The sequence below is a fragment of the Stenotrophomonas sp. SAU14A_NAIMI4_5 genome, from assembly GCF_003086795.1.
Lineage (GTDB): Bacteria > Pseudomonadota > Gammaproteobacteria > Xanthomonadales > Xanthomonadaceae > Stenotrophomonas.
Window position 1 is genome coordinate 2,557,306 of the sequence record NZ_CP026003.1, and the last position, 22,981, is coordinate 2,580,286.

The 22,981-nt window shown below is 67.4% G+C and carries 16 protein-coding genes; 4 read left to right on the forward strand and 12 right to left on the reverse strand.

The features are described from left to right. Positions 1-214: 214 nt before the first annotated feature. Complete coding sequence (gene mntR / locus C1925_RS11965) at positions 215-676, reverse strand: manganese-binding transcriptional regulator MntR (RefSeq protein ID WP_108769078.1); 462 nt, start codon at positions 674-676, stop codon at positions 215-217. A 116-nt stretch (positions 677-792) separates the two neighbouring features. Between mntR and C1925_RS11970 the strand changes: the two genes are divergently transcribed. After that, a complete protein-coding gene (locus C1925_RS11970; RefSeq protein WP_108769079.1) occupies positions 793-2,124 on the forward strand; it encodes an Nramp family divalent metal transporter in 1,332 nt (443 codons plus the stop codon). Positions 2,125-2,317: 193 nt separating this feature from the next. Here C1925_RS11970 and C1925_RS11975 read toward each other — a convergent pair whose 3' ends face one another. Genes C1925_RS11975 through C1925_RS11990 form a run of 4 tightly spaced genes read right to left on the reverse strand, consistent with a single transcriptional unit; the run spans position 2,318 to position 6,522 of the window. After that, positions 2,318-2,644: a thioredoxin family protein gene (locus tag C1925_RS11975; RefSeq protein WP_108769080.1), complete on the reverse strand. Its 327-nt coding sequence runs from the start codon at positions 2,642-2,644 to the stop codon at positions 2,318-2,320. Beyond that, entirely contained in the window at positions 2,616-3,095 is a 480-nt protein-coding gene (locus C1925_RS11980; protein ID WP_234456009.1) for a flavodoxin, read from the reverse strand. Before C1925_RS11980 ends, C1925_RS11975 begins: the two co-directional genes overlap by 29 nt. A 13-nt stretch (positions 3,096-3,108) precedes the next feature. Next, complete coding sequence (locus C1925_RS11985) at positions 3,109-4,149, reverse strand: ribonucleotide-diphosphate reductase subunit beta (RefSeq protein WP_108770699.1); 1,041 nt, start codon at positions 4,147-4,149, stop codon at positions 3,109-3,111. A gap of 60 nt (positions 4,150-4,209) precedes the next feature. After that, positions 4,210-6,522, reverse strand: a complete 2,313-nt coding sequence (locus C1925_RS11990; protein ID WP_254051434.1) for a ribonucleoside-diphosphate reductase subunit alpha — start codon at positions 6,520-6,522, stop codon at positions 4,210-4,212. Between the two features lie 481 nt (positions 6,523-7,003). Here C1925_RS11990 and C1925_RS11995 point away from each other — a divergent pair, with 481 nt between their 5' ends. Beyond that, positions 7,004-7,981 (forward strand): zinc-binding dehydrogenase, encoded by a 978-nt coding sequence (locus C1925_RS11995; protein WP_108770700.1) that lies wholly within the window; start codon positions 7,004-7,006, stop codon positions 7,979-7,981. Between the two features lie 98 nt (positions 7,982-8,079). Here the strand turns inward: C1925_RS11995 and betT are convergent, their stop codons facing one another. Together betT and C1925_RS12005 are read right to left on the reverse strand one after the other, a co-directional pair. Continuing rightward, complete coding sequence (gene betT / locus C1925_RS12000; protein WP_108769083.1) at positions 8,080-10,059, reverse strand: choline BCCT transporter BetT; 1,980 nt, start codon at positions 10,057-10,059, stop codon at positions 8,080-8,082. 203 nt (positions 10,060-10,262) lie between these two features. Beyond that, a complete protein-coding gene (locus C1925_RS12005; RefSeq protein WP_108769084.1) occupies positions 10,263-11,183 on the reverse strand; it encodes a M14 family metallocarboxypeptidase in 921 nt (306 codons plus the stop codon). A gap of 143 nt (positions 11,184-11,326) precedes the next feature. On the opposite strand from C1925_RS12005, the gene C1925_RS12010 reads away from it, so the two are divergent. Both C1925_RS12010 and C1925_RS12015 read left to right on the forward strand, forming a co-directional pair. Beyond that, entirely contained in the window at positions 11,327-13,402 is a 2,076-nt protein-coding gene (locus tag C1925_RS12010; RefSeq protein ID WP_108769085.1) for a TonB-dependent siderophore receptor, read from the forward strand. A gap of 63 nt (positions 13,403-13,465) precedes the next feature. After that, a complete protein-coding gene (locus C1925_RS12015; RefSeq protein WP_254051315.1) occupies positions 13,466-15,238 on the forward strand; it encodes a chloride channel protein in 1,773 nt (590 codons plus the stop codon). A 90-nt stretch (positions 15,239-15,328) separates the two neighbouring features. Here C1925_RS12015 and C1925_RS12020 read toward each other — a convergent pair whose 3' ends face one another. The 5 genes from C1925_RS12020 to C1925_RS20980 all read right to left on the reverse strand — a co-directional run bounded on the left by C1925_RS12020 (position 15,329) and on the right by C1925_RS20980 (position 22,799). Then, positions 15,329-15,631 carry a hypothetical protein gene (locus tag C1925_RS12020; RefSeq protein ID WP_108769087.1) on the reverse strand — a complete coding sequence of 101 codons (303 nt, stop codon included), beginning with the start codon at positions 15,629-15,631 and terminating at the stop codon, positions 15,329-15,331. Between the two features lie 106 nt (positions 15,632-15,737). Then, positions 15,738-16,577 (reverse strand): OmpA family protein, encoded by an 840-nt coding sequence (locus tag C1925_RS12025; RefSeq protein WP_108769088.1) that lies wholly within the window; start codon positions 16,575-16,577, stop codon positions 15,738-15,740. A gap of 62 nt (positions 16,578-16,639) precedes the next feature. After that, a complete protein-coding gene (locus C1925_RS12030) occupies positions 16,640-21,217 on the reverse strand; it encodes a YadA-like family protein (protein WP_108769089.1) in 4,578 nt (1,525 codons plus the stop codon). A gap of 181 nt (positions 21,218-21,398) precedes the next feature. Next, positions 21,399-22,409: an AraC family transcriptional regulator gene (locus C1925_RS12035; RefSeq protein WP_108769090.1), complete on the reverse strand. Its 1,011-nt coding sequence runs from the start codon at positions 22,407-22,409 to the stop codon at positions 21,399-21,401. Between the two features lie 171 nt (positions 22,410-22,580). Further along, positions 22,581-22,799 carry a hypothetical protein gene (locus tag C1925_RS20980; RefSeq protein ID WP_159097520.1) on the reverse strand — a complete coding sequence of 73 codons (219 nt, stop codon included), beginning with the start codon at positions 22,797-22,799 and terminating at the stop codon, positions 22,581-22,583. Between the last annotated feature and the right edge of the window lie 182 nt (positions 22,800-22,981).

Consider the following 22,981-nt stretch of genomic DNA (forward strand, 5'->3'; position numbering starts at 1 on the left):
CGTCATGCCGTTCCGACAGCTCGCAGAAAACTGTCGAAGGCGGGATGGGTCCGGTTGAGGAGGTGTGAGCGGCATGGATGCCGCGACCAAGCCCCCATGGACGGGTTCACGGCGCCCCCCTCAACCGGACCCACCCCGCCATCCCACAAATAGCCAGCTTTTGACGTTGACGTGGCTTCTGCGGGTGCAGGGCTGCAAGCCCTGCGCACACACCTCAGCCCTCAGCCTTCCTCACGAACGCCTCGAACAGCGCCAGTGTCTGCTCGCTCACATGATGCTCGATGCCCTCGGCATCACGCCGTGCGGTATCCGGGTCCACGCCCAGCGCCAGCAGGAAGCGCTCCACCGTCTGGTGCCGTTCGCGACTGGCATGGGCCAGCGCCTCGCCTTCCGGCGTCAGGAACACGCCGCGATAGGGACGCTGCACCACCCAACCATCCCGGGCCAGGCGCCGCAGCATCTTCGCCACTGTCGGCTGGGCCACGCCCAGGCGCGTGGCGATATCGACCTGGCGCGCCTCGCCCCCGTCGGCCAGCAGGTCGGAAATCAACTCCACGTAGTCCTCGACCAGCTCCATCCGGTGTGCCTCGCGCACCTGCCGGAAGCTCTCGACCTGGCGCTCGGCCTCGATCAAGGGGGGGTTCTTTGCCGATGTCGAAGCGCCTGTCTTGCCCACGCGAGTGCCTGTCCTGCCGATGACTTCCGGATCTGAACCTGAATTCTGGACCAGTGACGCAGCAAAGACGATTGTTTCACATTGCTAATGGATATAGCAGTGGCTATATTGTAGCCATGAACACCGTCGCGCCCACCGACTCCCCGGCCGCCCCCGCAGCCACCCTCGGCGCGCTCAACGCCTCGGTGGCCGTACCCGACAAGGGCCACTGGTGGTTCCGCCTGCTGGCCTTCATCGGCCCCGGTTACATGGTCTCGGTCGGCTACATGGATCCGGGCAACTGGGCCACCGACCTCGCCGGCGGTTCGCGCTTCGGCTACCTGCTGCTCTCGGTCATCCTCATTTCCAACCTGATGGCGGTCATCCTGCAGGCGCTGTCGGCGCGGCTGGGCATCGCCACCGGCATGGACCTGGCCCAGGCCTGCCGCGCGCGCTACCCCAAGCCGGTCAACCTGGCGCTGTGGGCACTGTGCGAAGCGGCGATCATCGCCTGCGACCTGGCCGAGGTGATCGGCACCGCCATCGCGCTGAAGCTGCTGTTCGACCTGCCACTGCTGTGGGGTGCGGTGATCACCGCGCTCGACACGCTGCTGGTGCTGCTGCTGATGAACCGCGGTTTCCGTGCACTGGAAGCCTTCGTCATCGCCCTGCTGATAATCATCTTCGGCTGCTTCCTGGTACAGATCGCGCTCGCCGCGCCGCCGGTGATGGAGGTGCTGGGCGGCTTCATCCCGCGCACCCAGGTGGTCACCGATCCGCACGCGCTGTACATCGCCATCGGCATCATTGGCGCGACGGTGATGCCGCACAACCTCTACCTGCACTCCTCCATCGTGCAGACCCGCGCCTATCCGCGCACCGATGAGGGCCGCCGCAGTGCGCTGCGCTGGGCGGTCACCGACAGCACGATCGCGCTGACCCTGGCGCTGTTCATCAACGCCAGCATCCTGATCCTGGCCGCGGCGGTGTTCCATGCCAATGGCCGTTTTGATGTGGAAGACATCGAACAGGCGCACCAGCTGCTGGCCCCGATGCTGGGCGTGGGCCTGGCCTCGACCCTGTTCGCGGTGGCCCTGCTCGCCTCGGGCCTGAACTCCACGGTCACCGCCACCCTGGCAGGGCAGATCGTGATGGAAGGTTTCCTGCATCTGCGGCTGCCGCCGTGGCTGCGGCGCCTGATCACCCGTGCGCTGGCGATCATCCCGGTGGTGGTGGTGATCCTGCTGTTCGGCGACCAGGGTGCGGTGAAGCTGCTGGTGCTGAGCCAGGTGGTGCTGTCGATGCAGCTGCCGTTCGCGATCATTCCGCTGGTACGGCTGGTGACCGACAAGGCCACGATGGGCGCACTGGTGGCTCCACGCTGGCTGGGCAGCATCGCCTGGGTGATCGCCGTGGTGATCGTGGCGTTGAATGTGAAGCTGCTGGTGGATACCTTCGCCGGCGCGTAATCCGGAACCCTGGGGTCGGATCCCTTGCCGCAGGCAAGGGCTCTGACCCCGGTCATTGCAGTCATTAAATCCACGCCACGCGTCGTTGCGGGGTCAGAGCCGTCGCCTGGGGCGAGGGATCCGACCCCAGTAGATCCACGCCGTGCGTGGATGCCCATCACCGCGCGAACGGCATCCGAGCATGGGCTCGGCTCTACAAGTGCAGCGCGATCGCGGCTTCAATCTGCTGCGGCGACTGGAACCCTGGCAGGCGCTGCCGCTCGTCGCCATCGCGGAACAGCGACAGGGTCGGCGTCTGCCGCAGCCCCAGTTCGCGGAAGAACGCTTCGCCCAGCACCTCCAGCTGCACGCGCAGCAGGGTCGTGCCCTGCCCCGCCACGCTGTTGGCCACGCGGTGCAGCGACATCTCCAGCAACCGGCAGCCCGGGCACTGGTCCTTGTGGAAATCCACCAGCACCCGAGGGTGTTCGGCCAGCAACTGCTGGAACTGCTCAGGCGTGGTGGCGTCGATGATCTGCATCGTGCGTACTCCGGTAATGGGCCAGGACCGCATCGGTCCAGGCGTCGATGGCCGCGGCGTGGCGTGCGCCATGCGGCATCTGCTCGATTTCCAGCGGCGGGTAGCTGCTGTTGAAATAGCGGATCAGCCGGTGCACGGCGCCGCAGTAGTACTCCTGCCCCCACTGCGTCTCGCCGGTACCGAATACCGCAAGCTGGCGCGGGCGTTGGCCACGCTCGGCGATGCCGGCCACCCAGGCCTTCATCTCCGACGGCGTGCGCCCAGCGTTGTCGGTCCAGCTGCCCAGCAGCACCAGGTCAGCCTCATCGGCGGCCAGCGGGGCAGCAGAACGCAGGTCATCAGCCTCCTGCCAGTGCACCGCATGCCCGGCGGCCAGACAGCGCGCCTGGATCAGCCGGCCCAGCTCGCGGGTATTGCCACTCAGCGAGGCCACCACCACCAGGATGCGCAGCGCCGCGCCGGGTTCAGAGGTCGTCGAAGCCGTTGTCGACGTTGGTCTTCTTGTAACTTGCATTGCGCATCTCGAAGAAGTCGGTCTTGGTCTCGGTGAAATTGTCGGCGTAGGCCTTGATCCACGGCATCACGTTGTCGGTGGTGTCGCTGTACAGGCGCTCGATGCCCAGCATGCCGGCCATCTTGTTGGCGCGGTATTTCACGTAGCGGGTCATTTCCTCCACGTCGATGCCGTCGATGCCATCCAGCACTTCCGACGACCACTGCGTTTCCAGCTCGATGGCATGCTCGAATGCCTGGTGCACGTAGGCCGTCAGTTCATTGGTCTGCAGCTCCGGGTTCTCGCCGATGATGGCGCGGATCAGCTCGCTGATGAACTTGGTGTGGGCCAGCTCGTCGCGGTTGATGAAGCTGATGATCTTGCCGGTACCGGTCATGCGGTTCTGCCGCACCATGTTGTAGAAGTACGCAAAGCCGGAATAGAAGTTGATGCCTTCCAGGATCGACGACTGGATCAGCGACTTCAGCAGGGTCTCGGCGGTCTTCTCACGCATGAAATCGTCATACGCTCCCATGATCGGCGCGTTGCGCTTGATGATGGTCGGGTGCGTGCGCGCGATCTCGAAGATGCGGTTCTGGTTCGGCAGGTCGGTGATCGAGGCCAGCACGTAGCTGTAGCTCTCGTTGTGGATCACCTCCTGCTGGCCGATGATCGCCGCGTTGGCATGCGCGGCCGGGTCGGTGATGTACTCGGCCACGTTGTAGATGAAACGGGTCTGCGGCGAATCGAGCGTGGCCAGCAGGCCGATGATCGAGTCGTAGGCGTTCTTCTCGCGCCCGGACAGCTCGCCGTACTGGCGCGAGTCCAGCTTCATGTCCACCTCGTCGGGGATCCAGAAGTTGGTCGACAGCTCTTTGTAGGCCCGATAGAACGACGGGTACGGGATGTCGTTCCAGTTGAGGATGCCGCTGGTGCGGCCGTTGATGATGCCGGTGCTCCGGTTGGGGTGGCGCGGTTCGAGGATCTTGATGCGGTCGAGGGGGGTTGCCATGGTCATCTGCCTTCGTTCTTTTTCATCGTGTTGCCGGCCAGCGGCCGGCACTACCCGTGATCAGCTCGAGCACCACTCGCATTCGCTGATGTCGATGTCGTTGGAGCGCACGTAGTACGTGGTCTTAAGGCCCTCGCGCCACGCGCTCAGGTGCAGCTCCAGCAGCGTGCTGGCGCGGATGGTGCTGGGCACGTACAGGTTGAAGCTGATTGCCTGGTCGACGTGGCGCTGGCGACGGGCGTTCTGCCGCACGCTGGCGAACTGGTCGACCTTGTAGGCGCCCTTTTCGTAGTACGGCCACGTTTCCAGCGACAGCCCCGGTGCGGCCACCGGACGGCGGAAGTCCTTCTTTTCCTCGTAGTAGAACGCGCTGTAGATCGGGTCGATCGATGCGGTGGAACCGGCAATCTGCGCGGTGCTCATGTTCGGCGCCACCGCCAGCAGCCAGCCATTGCGCAGGCCGTGCGTTGCAACGTCACGGGCCAGGCTGTCCCAGCCCGCGCCCTCGTAGCGGCGGTCACGGAAGTAGGCGCCGGTCTGCCAGTCGCTGCCGGTGAACATCGGGTAGCTGCCCTTCTCCTTCGCCAGCTGCGCGCTGGCCTGGATGGTCAGGAAGTTGATCCGCTCGAACAGCGTGTCCGACAGCGCCTCCGCTTCGGGCGTTTCCCAGTGGATGCCCTGCTGGGCCAGCAGGTGGTGCCAGCCGAAGGTGCCCAGGCCGATGGCGCGGTATTTGCGGTTGGTGATGGTGGCCTGCGGCACCGGCAGCGCGTTGAGGTCGATCACGTTGTCGAGCATGCGCACCTGGATCGGGATCAGACGCTCGAGCACGTCCTTTGCCAGCAGGTCGTCCGGCGCGGTGATCGCCCGGCCGAGGTTGATCGAGGACAGGTTGCAGACCACGAAATCGCCGGCGCGGCGGGTGGTGACGATCTGGTCGCCGCTGACGATCTCCTGGATCATCCGCGTCGGGCTCATGTTCTGCAGGATCTCGGTGCACAGGTTGCTGGAATAGACCATGCCCGCGTGCTTGTTCGGGTTCTTCCGGTTCACTTCATCGCGGTAGAACAGGAACGGGTTGCCGGTTTCCAGCTGGCTGACCATGATCCGCTTGAACAGGTCGATGGCGCGCACAGTGCGGCGGCTGATGCGCTCGTCGCCCACCAGTTCGGCATAGCGGTCGCGGAAGCTGCCCGCACCGCGTGTTTCATCGTAGAAGTCCTGCAGGTACCAGCCCTTGGCCTGCTTCACTTCGTGCGGGTCGAACAGGTACCAGTCGGCGCGGCGCTCCACCGCCTCCATGAACAGGTCCGGCACGCACACCGCCGTGAACACGTCGTGCGCGCGCAGGCGCTGGTCGCCGTTGTTCAGGCGCAGATCGAGGAAGGCCTCGATATCGCGGTGCCAGATGTCCAGGTACACCGCCACCGCGCCCTTGCGCTGGCCGAGCTGGTCGACCGACACGGCGGTGTTGTTGAGCTGCTTGATCCACGGCACCACGCCGCCGGACGAATTGGGCACGCCGCGGATCGGCGCGCCGCTGCTGCGCACATAGCCCAGGTAGGCGCCGACCCCGCCACCGTGCTTGGACACGCGGGCGATATCGGTGTTGGAGTCATAGATGCCCTGCAGGCTGTCATCCACCGTATCGATGAAGCAGCTGGACAGCTGCCCGCCGACCTTGCCGGCATTGGCCAGGGTGGGCGTGGCCACGGTCATGTACAGGTTGGACAGCGCCCAGTAGGCCTCGCCCACCAGCTGCATGCGGCGTTCCCTCGGCTTTTCGTCCTGCATCAGGTACAGGGCGATGGTCAGCCAGCGCTCCTGCGGCAGTTCGTACACTTCGCGGCTGCCATCGGTGGCGAGATAGCGCGTGGCCAGCAGGTACAGGCCGTTGTAGGCGAACAAGCGGTCACGCTCGGGATCGATCATCTGCCCGGCCTGCTGCAGTTCGTCCTTCGAATAGCAGCGCAGGATGTCGTTGCTGTAGACCCCACGGTCGGCCAGGCTTTCCTGCAGGCCCACGTAGGAACCGTACTTCAGGCTGACATCGTAGAAGCGGTTGCGGCTGGCGCGCTTGTACAGCCGACGCAGATACAGCCTCGCCGCGAACTGCTCCCACTCCGGCGCCACCAGGTCCACGCGCGATTCCGCCTCGCGGATCAGCAGGTCGACCAGGTCATCGGCGCTGATGCTGGGCTTGCGCTCGACCATCGCCTGCACCACGCGGCGGTAGTCGCTCACATCCAGCTGCGGGAACTCGGCATGCACGCCGTCGATGCTGCGCTGCAGGCGCTCGGCCTCGAACGGCAGGCGGCGATTGCCGGCTTCCTTGGTGATCCAGGTGGGCACACGTTCGCCACCGGCGCGCATGGCGTCGCCGGCGCCGGCCAGATCGGCCGCGCGGTAGGTACTGTCGGTCATTGTCCTGCGTCTCCAGGCACGCACGCCTCGAAGCGTCGATGCCATGGCGGCCCTGCGCGCGATACCGGCGCCCAGGGCAATCGGTTGGTGTGCCATTGCGCGGGAACGTCAGACCGTCGGCGATGAGCCTGCGCCTGCGGCCGGTATCCGGGCCGTGGGGGCGATCTGCGTCCGCACGATGGCGGCCGCGTCGACACGGCAAGCCTTCAGGGGCGGGCCGCGGGACGTTTGCTGCATGTCCGGCGGCGGCGGCTGACCGGGAGTGACGGCCACAACATAGTGGGGATATTGAAGATCGTCAACACAAGATGCGGTGATGGGCACATTCCGCGACGATCAGTCGCAGGATGCCGTGTTGCACCACCGACGCCTTGTCGACCGCGCGCACATCCCCAGATGGAGTGAACATTCCCAACTCATGGATGCTTCCATGCGCGCCGCCCTCTATTCCGCCTTCGGCGATCCCGCCACCGTCCTTGCCATCGCCGATGTCGCCCTGCCCGAACCCGGCCCGGGCGAAGTGCGCATCCGCACCACGCTCGCCTCGATCCACAACCACGACCTGCTGACCGTGCGCGGCCTGTACGGTTACAAGCCGACCCTGCCGGCCGTCGGTGGCAGCGAAGCCCTGGGCGTGGTCGATGCACTCGGTGAAGGTGTCGAGGGCCTGCAGGTCGGCCAGCGCGTGGCCGCCGCATCGGTGCATGCCACCTGGGCCGAGGCGTTCATTGCGCCGGCACGCATGGTCATCCCGATGCCGGACGCCATCGCCGACGAAACCGCGGCACAGCTGATCGCGATGCCGCTGAGCGCGCTGATGCTGCTGGAGTTCCTGAAGGTGGGCGCCGGCCAGTGGATCGTGCAGAACACCGCCAACGGTGCTGTCGGCAAATCGCTGGCGATGCTGGCCCGCGCACGCGGCGTCAACGTGGCCAACCTGGTGCGCAACACCAAGGCCGTGGCGCAGCTGCAGGCGCTGGGCATCGAGCATGTGTTCGACACCTCGCAGGACGGCTGGAAAGACCGCGTGCGTGCAGCCACGGGTGAGGCGCAGGCAGCAGCAGCCGTTGATTCCATCGGCGGCGAAGCCAGCGCCGACCTGGTCGACCTGCTCGGCCTGCACGGCACGCTGGTGTCGTTCGGCGTGATGAGTGGCGAGGCGATGCGCATCCCGGCCAGCGGCCTGATCTACAAGGAAGCCACGGTGAAGGGCTTCTGGGGCAGCAAGGTCAGCCAGGCAATGGCGGTGGAAGACAAGCGCCGCCTGGTCGGCGAACTGCTGCAGCGCGCGGCCAGCGGCGAACTGACCCTGCCGGTGGACGGCATCTTCGCGCTGGACGACATCAAGGCCGCCGCGACCGCCAGCGCGCAGTCGGGGCGTGGTGGCAAGGTGCTGCTGCGGGTCTGACGGACCCGCCGTTCGCACCCGCTTTCGTAGAGTCGAGCTTGCTCGACTGCTTCTGGCAACGGCAGTCGAGCAAGCTCGACTCTACCCAGCCACCTACATCACCGGCTCAGATGCAGGAACTGCAGGTGCCGTTCGTACTGGCTGATGATGTCGTTGATGATCTGCTTGCGGCTGTAGCCCACCAGGTCGTAATCCTGGCTGCCTTCGAACAGATGCACCTCGGCGCGGTAGTAGCGCTGGTTGCGCAGCTGCTGCGCGGCAAACGACGGGGTCAGGTAGCCGCTGAGGATCACCCGGTACTGGAAGTCCTGCTGCTCGCCGTGGTTGACCGACAGCTCCATGTCACCGGCCTCGAAGCGCGTGACCACCTCCCAGCCCTGCCCCTGCAGCTGCTCGGCCACCGCTTCCATCGCCGGCTTCACCGTGTCATCCATGAAGCGGTAGACCTGGTCGCGCACCGGGAAGTGCATGGCCTGGCTCAGGCGCTGGCGCCAGCCCTGGTGGTGGCGGTCGTCGCCGATCAGCGGTGATGGCCGGAACTGCTGCGCACGCTCGCGGTGCGATTCATCGCTGAAGGCGCGGGTCAGGCCCCACATCATCAGCAGCAGCACCGCCGAGAACGGCAGCGAGGCCAGCACCACGGCCGACTTCAATGCGTCGATGCTGCCGGCCAGCAGCAGCCCGGCGGTCAGCACCGCGATCACCGTGCCCCAGAACACGCGCAGCCAGCGCGGGCCATCGTCCTCGGGCGCACCGCCTTGCGAGGACAGCGTGGACAGCACCACCGCCCCCGAATCGGCCGAGGTCACGAAGAAGATGAAGCTGACCAGCACGGTCACCGCGATCACCACCTTGCTCCACGGGTAGCCGTCCAGCAGCGCGTACAGCACCGTGGGTGGGTCATCCACCGCCAGCTGTGCCAGCTGTTGCTGGCCATGGTGCAGCACCTGGTCCAGCGCGCTGTTGCCGAAGATCGACAGCCACGCCAGGGTGAAACCGAGCGGTATCAGCAGGACGCCGAACACGAATTCGCGGATGGTGCGGCCGCGCGAGATGCGCGCGATGAACAGGCCCACGAACGGCGCCCAGCCGATCCACCAGGCCCAGTAGAACACCGTCCAGCCGCCCAGCCATTCCGGGCGGCCGCCGTAGGCGTAGACATCGAAACTCTTGCCGACCACGCTGCCCAGGTAATCACCCAGGTTCTGCATGAGCGTGCTGAGCAGGTACTGGGTGGGGCCGGCGCACAGCATGAACAGCACCAGCACGATGGCCAGCAGCATGTTGATGTTGGCCATCCAGCGCACGCCTTTTTCAACGCCGGACACCGCCACCGCCACCGCGGCGCCCATCATGCTGGCCACCAGGATGATCTGCACCAGGTTGGAGTGCGGCACGTTGAACAGATGGGTCAGGCCGGCGTTGAGGTGCAGCACGCCGAAGCCCATGTCCGCACCGATGCCGAACACGGTGGCGACGATGCCCAGTGCATCCACCGTGTAGCCGATGGGCCCGTTGATGCGCTTGCCGATGAGCGGGTACAGCGCCGAGCGCAGCGCCAGCGGCAGGTTGTGCCGGTAGGCGAAGTAGGCCATCGCCATCGCCGCCAGCGCGAACACGCCCCAGCCATGCAGACCCCAGTGCAGGAACAGCAGCTGCATGGCCTGGCGCGCACCCGCCTCGCCGGCGGCCGCATCGCCCTGCGGTGGCTGCAGGTAATGGGTCAGCGGTTCGGAGACGCAGAAAAAGAACAGGGTGATGCTGATGCCAGCGGCAAACAGCATGCCGGCCCACGACAGATAACTGAATTCCGGTTCGTCATGGTCGGCCCCCAGCTTGATGCCGCCGTACTTGGACAGGGCCACGCCGACCACGAACACCAGGTACAGGGTCATCGCCAGCAGGTAGTACCAGCCCACGTTGAGCGCGGCCCAGTCCTGCGCCTTGACCAGCAGGCGGCCGGCGCCCAGCGGGAACAGGCTGACAAACAGTGCGAAGGCAACGACGACGATCGCAGCGAAGGCGAAGACGGGCCGGAGGGTGCGCACCGGGGTGTGTTGAGGCTCCAGTGCTTCCATCGGCAGCCATCTCCGGTCGATCAGGGATTAGCCGACCGAGTCTGCATGAATGGCAGTGGACGCAGGATGAAGTGCGGGGTCGCGATGACAGCCCCGGGACAGGCCACGCGTGTTACGCGCGCGCCCGGGGCGAACGGTAGTGCCGGCCGCTGGCCGGCAACCGCATTGCAGCGCATCTGCCGGCCATCGGCCGGCACTACCTGTCAGCGGTGGGCCAGCGCGTACTCCAGCGCCGAGCGCACCGCCGCCACCTGTGCCTCGTTGCACTGCGCCGGCGTCGCGCGCGGGCTGTCCGGGTAGACCTCGGTGGTGGTGGTGTACTTCGCACCGGTGATGCCCGCGCACAGCGCCAGCTTCACCAGCGGGTACTCGATGACGCCGTGGGCGACCACCGGCGAGCCGATGATCTCGTTCTTCTCATCGGCCGGGGCGATATGGGTCACCTGCTCGACGGCGACGATCACTGCCTGCTGGAATGCCGGCTGCGGGTTCTCGCTGTCATCGACCAGGTAGAAGCCATCGGGGATCAGGCCCGGCTCGAACGGCTTGCCATCGCGCGCGGCCAGCGCCGGGCGGAACTCGCTCTCGTCGCTGTCGGTGGTCTCGTGCAGGTCGATGTGCAGCACGAACTGGCCCTGGTACGGGGCGATCAGCTCGATGACCGCCGTCGATTCGCGGGCCGGACCATCGGCGCGGAAGTTGCGGTTCGGGTCGATCGCATCGTAGTTCCAGCGGTTGATGCGCTCGAAACCCCACGGGTTCACGCACGGCGCCACCAGCAGGTTGGCTTTGCCGGCGTAGTCCGCCGCGTGCTGTTCGAGGAAGTCCAGCGCGCCCATCACGCCGCTGGTTTCATAGCCATGCACGCCGCCGGTGACCAGCGCCGCCGGCAGCGCCGGGTTCCAGCCGCGGCTGCGCAGCGCGTACAGGGTGTAGGTCTCGCCGGCGTAGTCCAGCTGGCCATAGGCCACCTTGTCGAAGCGGTCAGCCAGGGCCTCGATGCGCGGCAGCACTTCCTCGTCATAGCGGCGCAGGCGCTGCTGGCGGCCGCGCCACTGCTCCCGCTCCGCCGTGCCCCACGGCTGGCCAGGGGTTCCGACGGGGTAGAAAGCGGCAGTGGACATGGCAGATCTCGGCAGTCAGGAAGCAATCGCCCACTCTAGCACCGCCCTCCGCCGCCGTTCATCCGCAACCCTCCAAAGGTGCATTCCATTGGCGAATGGAATCAGCAATAATTCTCATTTACGACCCTTCCGCGCCCGCCTCCATGTCCTTCCGAATCCTGCCCCCGGCCCGCCTGCCCCTGGCCGCCGCCCTCAGCCTGTGCCTGTCCGCCACCGCCTTCGCGCAGGACAGTGCCACCACCCTGGACAGCATCCAGGTCTCCGGCAGCTGGCTGGGCACCGGCCTGCACGACAGCGTGAAGAGCTTTGCCGGCGCGCGCACCGTGGTCGACCGCCAGCGAATCGACGCCAGCGGCGCGGCCAGCATCGGCGATGCCATGCGCCGCATCCCGGGCGTGCAGGTCACCGACAACTCCGGCACCGCCGGCAGCTCGGTCTCGCTGAACATCGGCGTGCGCGGCCTGACCGGCCGTTACTCGCCGCGCTCGACCGTGCTGCTTGACGGCGTGCCGCTGGCGGTGGCGCCGTATGGCCAGCCGCAGCTGTCGTTCGCCCCGACCAGCCTGTCCAACATCGAGTCCATCGACGTGGTGCGCGGCGGCGGTGCAGTGCGTTACGGGCCGCAGAACGTCGGCGGCATCATCAACTTCAGCACCCGCGCCATTCCCACCGAGGCCGGCCTGCACGGCGAAGCGGGCGTGCGCTACAGCGCCAACGACCACGGTGGCGGCGACAGCACCCAGTACAACGCCTTCCTCGGCGGCACCGCCGACAACGGCCTGGGCATGGCCCTGCTGTATTCCGGCCAGGATGGCCGCGGCTGGCGCCAGGGCAGCGACGACCGCTTCGACGACCTGGCGCTGAAGTTCGCCTATGCCATCGACGAACAGCAGGAGCTGCGCGCCAAGCTGTCCTACTACGATGTGCGCTCGCTGACCCCGGGCGGCCTGACCCGCGCCCAGTACGAGGCCGATCCGTTCCAGAACACCCGGCCCACCGATTTCTGGAAGGGCCACCGCACCGGCATCGACCTGGGCTACACCAACACCCTGTCGGCCAACAGCGAGTTCGAGGTGCTGGCCTATTACAACGAGAGCAACCGCGCCAGCTCGCTGATCAACGCCGCCAACACCCAGCTGACCGTGCAGCCGCGCGACTACCGCGTGCTCGGCATCGAGCCGCGCTACACCCAGCGCCTGCGCTGGGGCAGCACCGTACATGACATCACCGCCGGCTACCGCTTTCTGCGCGAGCGTGGCAACGACCGCAGCTACACCGTGGTCCGCCGCACCGGCGTGGAAAGTGCGATCACCCGCTTCGACAACGCCACCGACGCGCATGCGTTCTACGTGGACGACCGCATCGCCGTCGGCCAGTGGCGCATCACCCCGGGCGTGCGCATGGAATGGATCGACATGGACCGCCGCCAGGCCGGTGGCGGCGCCACCTTCAGCAGCCGCAACGACAAGGCGCTGCCGTCGATCAACATCGCCTACCTGCTGACCCCGCAGCTGACCGTGTTCGGCAACTACACCACCTCGTTCGGGCCGGTGCAGAACATCCAGCTGAACTCGCAGACCGCCAGCAACCCGCTGAACCCGGAAGTGGCCAAGACCACCGAACTGGGTGCGCGCTGGCAGGACGGCGCCCTGCGCGCGGAAGTGACCGTGTTCAAGATGCGCTTCGACAACCAGATCCAGCAGGTGCCGGGCATCACCCCGCCAACCTTCCAGAACATCGGCGCCACCGACCACAAGGGCGTGGAAAGCGCGCTGGAGTACCGCTTCGCCGAGGACAGCGCGCTGGCCGGCCTGGAGCTGTACGCCAACTACACCTGGACCAAGGCCATCCAGCAGTCCGGCGACAACCGCGGCCTGGACGTGCCGTTCTACTCGCGTGACACCGACAGCATCGGCGCCCGCTACGCCATTGCCGCCTGGACGTTCAACGTCTCCAGCACGCACCAGAGCGGGCAGTTCTCCGATGCCGCCAACACCTGGGCCGAGAGCGCCGATGCGCGCGTGGGCCGGGTGCCGGGCGTGCGCCTGTTGAACGCGCAGGTGGCCTGGCAGGTGCCGGGCCTGGGTGACAGCGAGATCGCGCTGGGCGTGAACAACCTGGCCGACAAGCGCTGGTACACCCGCAATGTCGACGGCAACGCCGGGCGCATGGTGGCCGCGCCGCGCACCTTCTACGCGCAGGGCCGCTACCGCTTCTAAGCCCCCCAGCCGCCCGATGCGGTGAGGGCAGCGATCACGGTGGCGGCGTATCATGCCGCCACCATGTCCTCCCACGCTTCGCCATCACGCCTGCATCTGGCGTTCCAGGGCCTGCGCCTGCGCCTGCGCGGCAGCGACCTGTGGTTCATCGCCCTCGCCCTGGTGGTCGGGCTGCTCGCCGGCGGCCTGACCCTGCTGCAATCGGGCATCGCACGCTGGCTCCAGGCCGCGCTGTACGGCCTGGATGAAGGCATCCGGCTGAGCTCCCTGCCCTCGCTGCCGTGGACCGCCCTGCTGGTGCTGCCACTTGGCGGCCTGCTGGTCGGCCTGGTCGCCCTGGCCGCCACCCGCCTCAAGCGCCCCCTGCTCGATGCCGTGGAAGCCAACGCCCTGCACGGCGGCCGCATGTCGATGCGCGACAACCTGATCGTGCTGACCCAGACCCTGATCTCCAACGGCTGCGGCGCCTCGGTCGGACTGGAGGCGTCGTACACGCAGATGGGCGCTGGCAGCGGCTCGCAGCTGGGCCGGGTGATGCGCCTGCGCCGCAACGACGTGCGCATCCTGGTCGGGGCCGGCTCGGCCGGTGCCATCGCCGCCGCCTTCGGCGCACCGCTGGCCGGTGCCTTCTATGCCTTCGAGATCGTCATCGGCGCCTATACCCCGGCCGCGCTGGCCCCGGTGGCCGTGGCCGCGCTGGCCGGCGCCTTCGTGGCCGACCAGGCCGGCATCGACGCCTACCTGCTGCCGGCCGCGTCCACCATCGACGTGCGCGCCGCCGACTACGCCATCTACGGCCTGCTCGGCTGCTGCTGCGCGATGGTCGGCATCCTGGTGATGCGGCTGATCGCCTCGATCGAGGGCACGGTCAAGCGCAGCCCGCTGCCGCTGTGGGGCCGGCCGGTGCTGGGTGGACTGCTGCTGATTCCGCTGGCGATGGCCAGCCCGCAGGTGCTGTCCTCCGGCCACGGCGCCCTGCACCTGGACCTGACCACCCACCTGCCGCTGATCTGGATCGGCGCCCTGCTGACCCTCAAGTGCCTGGCCTCCGGCATCTCGCTGGGCTTCGGCTTCCGTGGCGGCCTGTTCTTCGCCTCGCTGTTCATGGGCACGCTGGTGGGCGCGCTGTTTGCCGGCCTGCTGGCAATGGCCACCGGCGTGCCGGTGATCGATGCCACCTCGGCCGCGCTGGCCGGCATGGCCGCACTCGCCGCCGCCGTGGTCGGCGGACCGATGACCATGGCCATGCTGGTGCTGGAAGGCACCCACGACTTCCTGCTGACCAGTGTGGTGATGAGCGCGGTGCTGGTGTCCAGCACCCTGGTGCGGCAGTGGTTCGGCTACTCGTTCTCGACCTGGCGCATGCACTTGCGCGGCGAGACCATCAAAAGCGCACGCGACGTGGGCTGGGTGCAGAACCTCAATGCCGGGCGGATGATGCGCAAGGGCGTGGCCACCACACCCGCCGACCTGGACACGGCCTCGTTCCGCCAGCGCTTCCCGCTGGGTTCCGGCGGCCGCGTGATCCTGGTCGACAGCGAAGGGCACTACGCCGGCATCGTGCAGATTCCGCGCATGTACGGCGACGGCGTGAAGCCGGACGCGGTGGTGGGCGACTACGCCGAGAACCGCGACGTCGCACTGGCCGCCAACGCCAACGTGGTGGCGGTGATGCAGCGCTTCGACCAGACCCAGGCCGACGAACTGGCGGTGGTGGCCAGCGATGGCCAGGTGCTGGGCGTAGTTTCCGAAGCCTTCGTACGCAAGCGCTACGCCGAGGAGCTGGACAAGCGCCAGCGCGAACTGATGGGCGAGCGCGTCGAAGACAGCGATTGACCTTCATCCACGCATGGCGTGGATCTACTGCCACGGACCCGGTTGGTTCAGTAGATCCACGCCATGCGTGGATGGCAGAACCCGCGACCGCTACAGCGCTTCGCCGGCGTCGGCCAGGCGTGATTCGATCAATGCGTACCACTGCTGCAGCGTGTCGATCAGCATGTCCAACTCTGCGTCGGCACGCTGCGCGCGCCCGCTGCGCAGGCAGGCCTGGGCGTCCTGCAGCTGGGTGAGGAACCCGGCCACGGTGTCGGCCTGCAGGATCAGGCCCGGCAGGCGCCGGCCGGGAATGCGCACCACCGAATGGTTGCCGAGCTGGCCATACACGCTGACTGTGGTTTCCGTCTTCATGGACAAGGGCAGGAATTGGGCATTCATCGCGCGCACCATGGAAAAAACCTGGCCCGCCGGCGGACGGAGATGACGGGGGAGACGCATCCACGCCGGCCGGCGGATCAGGGGGGAAACACGGGCGCCGGCAGGGCCGGCGAGGCACTCAGTCGCGCCGGGCTGTGCCGGCGATCTGCACGCGGCGGTTCGGGGCCAGGCACGCGATCAGTTCGCGCTGGTTCTGCTGCGTGCACTGCACGAGGGGGTCGGCGGCGCCGCGTCCTTCCGCGCTGATGGTCTGTGCAGGTACCCCACCCTGCACCAGCGCCACCCGCACCGACTCGGCACGTCGCTGCGACAGCCGCTGGTTGTAGTCGGCGCCGCCGATACGATCGGTGTAGCCGACCACCTGGATCGACTGCACCTGGCTGGCTTCACGCACCTGTGCAAGCACGCCCTGCACCGCCGACTGGCCGGCCTGGCTGAGCACGTCGCTGTCGAAGCCGAACAGCGCATCGGCCGACAGGCGCAGCGGCTGGGCCGGCAACGGTGCCGGTGCCGCGGCCACCGGCGGCGGCGCGGGTGGATCCAGCACCGCCGCACAGGCCTGCGGCTTCCAGTGCCCGGCCTGGGCGATGCCCTTGCCATCGAACTGCACCTGGAACTGGCAGGTGAAGTACTCCGCGCCCTGGGCGGTGCGGAAGTTGAACAGGTAGTTCCACTGGCGCACGCCCCACATGCCTTCGTTGAAGTGCGGCGTGCCGAGCAGCGCGTACAGCTGGCGCTTGCTCATGCCGGGGGCGAAACGGCGCAGGTCTGCGACGTCGGGATAGGTGCCTTCCTTCAGCGATGCCTTGCTGGCTTCGGGGAAGCTGACCAGTGTGTCGGCGACCGGCGCGTCGCCGGCGGATGCGGTGCTGCGGCAACCGGCCAGCAGGCCGGCGGCCAGGACCAGGACGAGCGACGCGGCGAACGGGCCGGGGCGCGAAGTGCGTTGGAACGTCATTGGGATTCCCCCTGTCGATGTGGTGGGCACGGCCGGGCTGACGGGCAGCCCGGCCCGGGCACTTACCACTGGATGCCGGCGCCGACGGCTACGCCGGCTTCGCCACGGGTGTTGGTGGAACCGCTGAACTTGTAGATCCAGCGGCCGCCCTCGGAGACACCGGAAATGCCCAGGGCCATGCCGGATTCGCCGTTGTAGCTGCCCGCCGCGAACGAGGCCATGCTGCGGCCCGCTTCACTGGGCTGCGGCAGCGCTGCGGTGGCCATCGCCGAGGCAATGCCGGCCGAGGCACGGTTGTCGGTCTTGCGCAGTTCGCGCTCGAAGCCGCCCATGCGCTCGTCGGTGTAGGCCTTGGACCAGTCCAGGGTCTGCGACATGCCGGCGCGCAGCTGGTCGACGTTGACCGCGTCGGTGCCCGCCGTACCGGCCGCAACGTTGCGCACCGTGGTCGGCCCGCTGGTGCTGCTGCCAAGGGTGACGCTGTTGTAGTTGGTATCGCCGTTGGTGGTGGTGTCATAGCGCAACGTGCCCTGCTGCGAGGCCTGCAGCTGGCGCACGTTGACCGCGTCGGTGGCCTGGGTACCGTCGGCCACGTTGACCACCTGGCGCTCGGCACCGGCGGCGCCGACCGACACGGTGTTGGCACGGTCGGCGACAGAGCCGGCGCCCAGTGCCACCGAGTTGTCGGCCTGCGCCTGCGCACCGTTGCCCAGTGCGGTGGAGTTGGCCCCGGCGGCGGTGGAACCGGCACCACCGGCGGCGGAGTTGGCGCCGGTCGCGGCCGGGTCGGCCAGGTTGTTGCTGTTGTTGGCGCGGAAGCTGCCGGCCACGTTGGTGATGTTCTGGATCTTCTGGTCGGTGTAGGCCTTGGACTGGTCGATCGCGTAGTTCACGCCGTTGTTCAGCTGGCCCACGTTGGTCGCATCGTGGTCATCGGAGCCATCGGCCACGTTGGTGATCTTGCGCTCGGCACCGCTGCTGCCCACCGACACTTCACCGGCCGAATTGCTGCCACCAGCCGCGCCGTAGGCACCGGTGTAGCCGGTCTGCGCGCCGACGCTGGCGACCGAACCGCTGCCCAGGGCCACGCTGTTGTCGGCGCTGGCGCTGGCGCCGTTGCCGACCGCCACGCTGGAGGCACCGGCCGCGCTGGCCTGCGGGCCGACCGCCACGGCTTCATCGCCGGTCGCGGTGGCGGCGGCCGCCGCCGAGTTGACCGCCAGGTACGGGCTGGCGCTGCCGTTGAGGATGCGCTGGTTGAGCGTGCGCAGCGAACCATCGACCGCCGAGAACGCGGCCGTGACGTTGCTGTAGTCGTTGAGCGAGATGCTGCCGTCGGTGGCGATGCTGGAGATGCTGAAGGACGGGGCGGTCCACTGCGAGGTGGTGCCGTCGTAGGTGGTACTGCCGCCGAAGTAGTTGGCGATGGTGGCATGGGTGGCGAACAGCTGGTCGCCGGTGATGGCATCGCTGCTGCCCGCCTGGATGCTGCCGGCCGCCACGTTGGTCAGCCGCACCGCTGCGCCGCCGGTGCCGCTGAGGGTGACCGAATCCATCATGTCGCCGTTTGCATCCACATCGTATTTCACTGCGCGCATGTCCAGTTCATCGGTCTGGTCGACCACGTTGGCCAGCGAGTTGCTCACCGCATCGAAGGCACTGCCCACGTCGTTGTAGCTGCCCTGGCTGATGGTGCCGTTGGCAGCCACATTGTTGATGGTGTAGGTGGGCGCGGTGACCACGCCGTTGGCATCGACCGCTGCGCCGCCGCCCAGATGGGTGGCCACGGTCTGGTTGGCGGCGAACAGCTGCGCACCGTTGATGGCCTCGCTGCTGAGCGCGCTGACCTCGCCCGGGCCCAGGTTGCGCAGCGTGGTGGCGGTACCGCCCTGCCCCAGCGTCGCGCTGGCGTAGTCCACGCTGCCATCGGCGTTGAGGTCATAGCGCAGCGCGCCCTCCTCCGATGCCTGCAGCTGGCCCAGGTTGACCGCATCGGTCGCCTCGGTGGCCGCGGCCACGTGGGTGATCTGCCGTTCCGCACCGGCAGCGCCGACGGAGACGGTGTTGTCCCGGTCGGCCAGGCTGCCGGCACCCACGGCGATGCTGTTGGCAGCGGTGGCCTGCGCGTTGCTGCCCACGGCGATGGAATCGGCGCCGGTGGCCACGGCTTCCACGCCGGTGGAGTTCACCCGCAGGTACTTGGTGCCGCCATTGCGGATATCGTTGATCTGCGTGTTGAGGTTGACCAGCGAGCCATCGACCGCGTCGAAGGCATCGGTGGCGTTCTCGTAGGCGCCCTGCGCGATGGCGCCGTCATCGGAAATGGTGCTGATCTCGAACAGCGGCGCGGTGAAGGCGCCGGTGGCCGGATCGAAGGCGGTGCGGCCGCCGAAGAAGCGCGTGATCGCATCGTTGCTGGTGAACAGCTGACTGCCGTTGACCGCTTCGGTGCTGCCGGCGCTGATCGCGCCCGCCGCCAGGTTGGACAGCGTGGTGGTGCCGGTGCCGTTGCCCAGGGTGACGCGGCGGTAATCCGGGTCACCGGCTTCGTCGAGGTCGTAGGTGACGGCGACGTCGCCGAGCGCATCGATCTGGCTGATCGCGCCCCGCAGCTGCGCGACGTTGACCGCATCGGTGTTGGCACTACCCGCCGCGAGGTTGGTGATCTGCCGTTCGCCACCGTCGGCACTGCCCACCGACACTTCACCGGCGGACACCTGCGCAGCGGTCAGGCCGAAGGCGGTGTAGCTGGCCTGCGCCCCGCGCAGTGCGGCCGAGCGGTAGCCCAGGGCCACCGAGTTGGCCTGGTTCGAGGTGGCCTCGGCACCGAGCAGGGTCTGCCCGTTGGCGGTGCCGACGGCGCTGTCGCCGACGATCACCGAATGGCCCATGCGCGCGGCGTAGTCGGCGGTGGGGACACCGGTGGGGTTGGTCGGATCGTTGGTGCCGTTGCCGGGGAAGGCGATGCTGGCATCGACCTGGGGCAGTTCGTGGCGCGCGTTGGCGCCGATCACCACTTCCCGCGAGCCATTGGCATAAGCGCCGTCACCCATCAGCACCTGGTAGTCCTGTGCCGGGTTGACCGCCCAGCAGGAGATGTTGGCCAGGCCGATGTCCAGGCACTTGGCCGCCCAGTCCGGCGCCTGGTCCGGCAGCAGCAGGCCGAGCAGGCCGCCCGGGTTGCCGTTGTTGATGTTGTAGATGTAGCTGTCCGACGTCACGCCACCGATCAGGGTGAGATGCGAGTTGCCGCCGGTGACCGCACCGCCCAGGCCATTCAGCGTGGTGCCGACCGGGGTGGCGTTGACCAGCGGAATGCCCAGCAGGTTGACCGTCGAATACGTCTGCATGACGTTGGCGGTGCTGACATTGAGGTTGCCGTTGGTCAGGTAGCCGGTGCCACCGAACAGGCTGGCGGTGGTCGGGCCGATCAATGAGCTGAGACCACCGACCAGGCCACCGGTGCCGACGATGACACCGGCATTGCGGTCGACGGCCACGGGGGCCTTCGGGCTGTCCGTCGGGATCGGCGACGGCTGGGTCAGGCCGAGTCCGCCCAGCGTGTTGCCGAGCAGGCCACCCACCGCACCGCCGAGGTTGCCGACCGTGCCGTTGAGATCGCCGTTGACCAGGCTGCCGACGGCGCCGCCGACACCGTCCAGCGCACTGCCGACGCCGGTGAGCAGGCCGCCCAGGCCCAGCGAACTGGTCTGCGCGCCCACCACCGAGGTGCCGGCCAGCTTCAGGTTGCGGTCGGCGATGACGGCTTCGCCATCGGGGCCGAGCACGCGCACCTTGCCCGCGACGGAGCCATCGAGCCCGGCGGTCAGTGCGCGATCTTCGGTTTCACCCGGCAGCTCTTCCTTCGCCGGCAGCGTGGCCGACGCCGTCGCGCCGACCTGGCCCTGGCCTTCGATGGCATGGCCGGCCAGCGCCAGCTTCGCATCGACCTGGCCATCGACCGCGGCCTTCAGGCCGGACAGTGAAGTGGTAGGCGTCGCCGCAACATCGGCGGCAACGGCAGCCTTGGTATCAAGACTGGCGACCTGCGTACCGGCCACGCCCACCTGCGCCTTCGCGGCGGCAGTGGTGGACAGTGCCAGCGGTGCCTGTGCCTGCGGCGCCAGCTGCGCACCGAGCGCGGTGTCGACACGGGTGCTGCTGCCCAGCCCGACCGAAGCGCGCACATCGGCGGCCACGACGGGTGCGGCCACCTGCTGCGGCGTGTTGCCCGCACCCAGCGACACCTTGACGGTGGCCGGCAGCACATCGCGCACGACCGGCAGGCCGGTGGTGCTCAGCTGCAGGCCGATGCGTGCATCGGTACTGATGGCCGGGCTGGTCTGTGCCTGGCGCGCAGCGGCGGCGAGGGCCACTTCCGCATCCACCTTGACCGGCATGGTCTGGGTGTACTTGGCCGCCAGCGCCTGCAGGTCGCGCAGCGACTGGTTGGCTTCACTGGCGGCAGCGGTGCCACTGGCAAGAACGCTCAGCAGCGCCAGGGCCAATGCACTGGGCACCAGCAGTTTCGATTGCGGATCGCGGAGCGTGGTCGCTCCACCATCGCCGGTGGCCAGTTCCGAGGCCACAACAAGAGCGTTGAGCTGGCGGTTCCATACACGCCGGTAAATGCGGTTCATGAGCACTTCCCCCGTTGACGAACGACTTGAAATTCAGTGGGCATGCCGGTTGGCACGTGACTGATATTTCAGCGTCTTCAACGTGGGTGGGGCACTTCATTCCGGCAGGGCAATCGCGCATTCCGGCAAAGCCACGGGCGGATTCGGCAGGCGGATATGCAGATTCGGCAGCGCGCCTGTTTCAGGCCGGCTGGCCCATCTGTGCCGGCGAGCGCATCAACGTGTCGCGCGGCAGTTCGCCGAACACCTTGCGGTAGTTGTCGGCAAAGCGCGAGAGATCCCACAGGCCACAACTGAGTGCGATGGCCTTGACCGAGCGGCGGCTGGAGTCGGCCATCGACAGGCTGCGGCATGCGGCGCACAGCCGAAGCATCGACAGGTAACGGTTGGGCGACACGCCGAACAGATCTTCGAACGCGTAGCGCAGGCCACGTTCGCTGACGCCGGCCGCATCACAGATTTCATTCATATAGATGTTGCGCCGCAGGTTGAGGCGCATGAAGTTCTCGGCGCGCTGCGCAATGAGGTAATGCGTCCGCCGCGCGCGGGTGAAGCCGGGGCGATCGGCAGGCCCGGCCGCCAGCAGCGCCTGGATGTGTTCGTGCAGCAGGCGGTCGGTCTCTTCCGGCTGCAGTGCCGCACCCTGACCCAGCTGCGCATGCAGCTGCAGGTAATGGTTGGCCAGCGCCTGGCTGTCGACGGGCAGCTGCACCAGGCTCAGGGCCTGGCCGGCCGGTGGCGTGCTGCGCAGGCTCAGCTCGGTGAGCTTGCGCTGCACCCGCGCTACGGGCAGCAGCATGACGGTGATCTGGGTGCCGGCGCTGAGCGTGAACTCACTGATGCCTTCGGGCAGCACCGTGAACGACATGCCCGCCACCATCGGCACGCCGTGGCACCAGCTCTGCACTGCATCGGTGGCATGCACGAAGCCGAGCATCGCCCAGTCCGGCGGCAGCATGAAGCGCCCACGGCAATGGAAGCCGCAGGTGATGCTGCAGAACAGCGCTTCATCGTGCACGCGCGAAGAGAAGGCAGCCTTGGGCCCGTTGCCGTCGAGCAGCAGCAGTTCCACATCGCAGACGCGAAGCACACCGCTCAGCGTCGCCAGGTCGATCGACCGGAGTTCACCGTCGTCGAGCTGGCCGCCTTCGATATCGCCCACCCCACCTTCCATGACAGTGTCGTCCCCCATGAGTCCGTATCCGCCGCCCCCACTGCCTGACAGGGCGCGCGCCGCAATCCATTCATCGTGGCCGAGCGAGCCCTGCCTGCAATGCGGCCGGCTGCCACGCGTACGTTTCGGTTGCGTTGGAGTATTGCGTGTAAATGCGCGTCCGTAAACAGTGATGCATTACGTAAACCATTAATGTTCAGCCTTTCGAAATGGGTCCACGAATGGCACGGAATTCGCATGCGGCAAGGCTTCCCGGCGATTTTCTCGATCCAAATGAACGGATTTGTCGGGTAACGTTTTTTCTTCACCTGAACGGCCGTTTTCCTTCACGCGAAAATTGCTTTCTGCCGAATTTGCATATTGATTTGGCTTGCGGCACCGCGCCATTCGGGCAAGAGTCGATGCCATGGTGATCCGGCCACGCGACATCGGCCTCACCCAGGGGGAAACATGCAGATGCACGCCACCCGCACACAGCTGACCCGCGGCAGGACGCCGCGCGATGGCGCTCGTGTGCAGGCTGCTCCCGGGGACAGGGATCACGTTGATTGACCATGGCGGGACTGTCCCGCCATGTCCCCCTGCCAGGA

Bases quoted from the DNA above. Each gene is read 5' to 3' on its own strand.
- C1925_RS20980 (WP_159097520.1), bottom strand. From the start codon at position 22,799: ATGGCATCGACTCTTGCCCGAATGGCGCGGTGCCGCAAGCCAAATCAA.
- C1925_RS12030 (WP_108769089.1), bottom strand. From the start codon at position 21,217: ATGAACCGCATTTACCGGCGTGTATGGAACCGCCAGCTCAACGCTCTT.
- C1925_RS11990 (WP_254051434.1), bottom strand. From the start codon at position 6,522: ATGCGCGCCGGTGGCGAACGTGTGCCCACCTGGATCACCAAGGAAGCC.
- C1925_RS12025 (WP_108769088.1), bottom strand. From the start codon at position 16,577: ATGACGTTCCAACGCACTTCGCGCCCCGGCCCGTTCGCCGCGTCGCTC.
- C1925_RS12005 (WP_108769084.1), bottom strand. From the start codon at position 11,183: ATGTCCACTGCCGCTTTCTACCCCGTCGGAACCCCTGGCCAGCCGTGG.
- C1925_RS12015 (WP_254051315.1), top strand. From the start codon at position 13,466: ATGTCCTCCCACGCTTCGCCATCACGCCTGCATCTGGCGTTCCAGGGC.
- C1925_RS11975 (WP_108769080.1), bottom strand. From the start codon at position 2,644: ATGCAGATCATCGACGCCACCACGCCTGAGCAGTTCCAGCAGTTGCTG.
- C1925_RS11985 (WP_108770699.1), bottom strand. From the start codon at position 4,149: ATGGCAACCCCCCTCGACCGCATCAAGATCCTCGAACCGCGCCACCCC.
- C1925_RS11970 (WP_108769079.1), top strand. From the start codon at position 793: ATGAACACCGTCGCGCCCACCGACTCCCCGGCCGCCCCCGCAGCCACC.
- C1925_RS12010 (WP_108769085.1), top strand. From the start codon at position 11,327: ATGTCCTTCCGAATCCTGCCCCCGGCCCGCCTGCCCCTGGCCGCCGCC.
- C1925_RS12035 (WP_108769090.1), bottom strand. From the start codon at position 22,409: ATGGGGGACGACACTGTCATGGAAGGTGGGGTGGGCGATATCGAAGGC.
- betT (WP_108769083.1), bottom strand. From the start codon at position 10,059: ATGGAAGCACTGGAGCCTCAACACACCCCGGTGCGCACCCTCCGGCCC.
- C1925_RS11995 (WP_108770700.1), top strand. From the start codon at position 7,004: ATGCGCGCCGCCCTCTATTCCGCCTTCGGCGATCCCGCCACCGTCCTT.
- C1925_RS12020 (WP_108769087.1), bottom strand. From the start codon at position 15,631: ATGGTGCGCGCGATGAATGCCCAATTCCTGCCCTTGTCCATGAAGACG.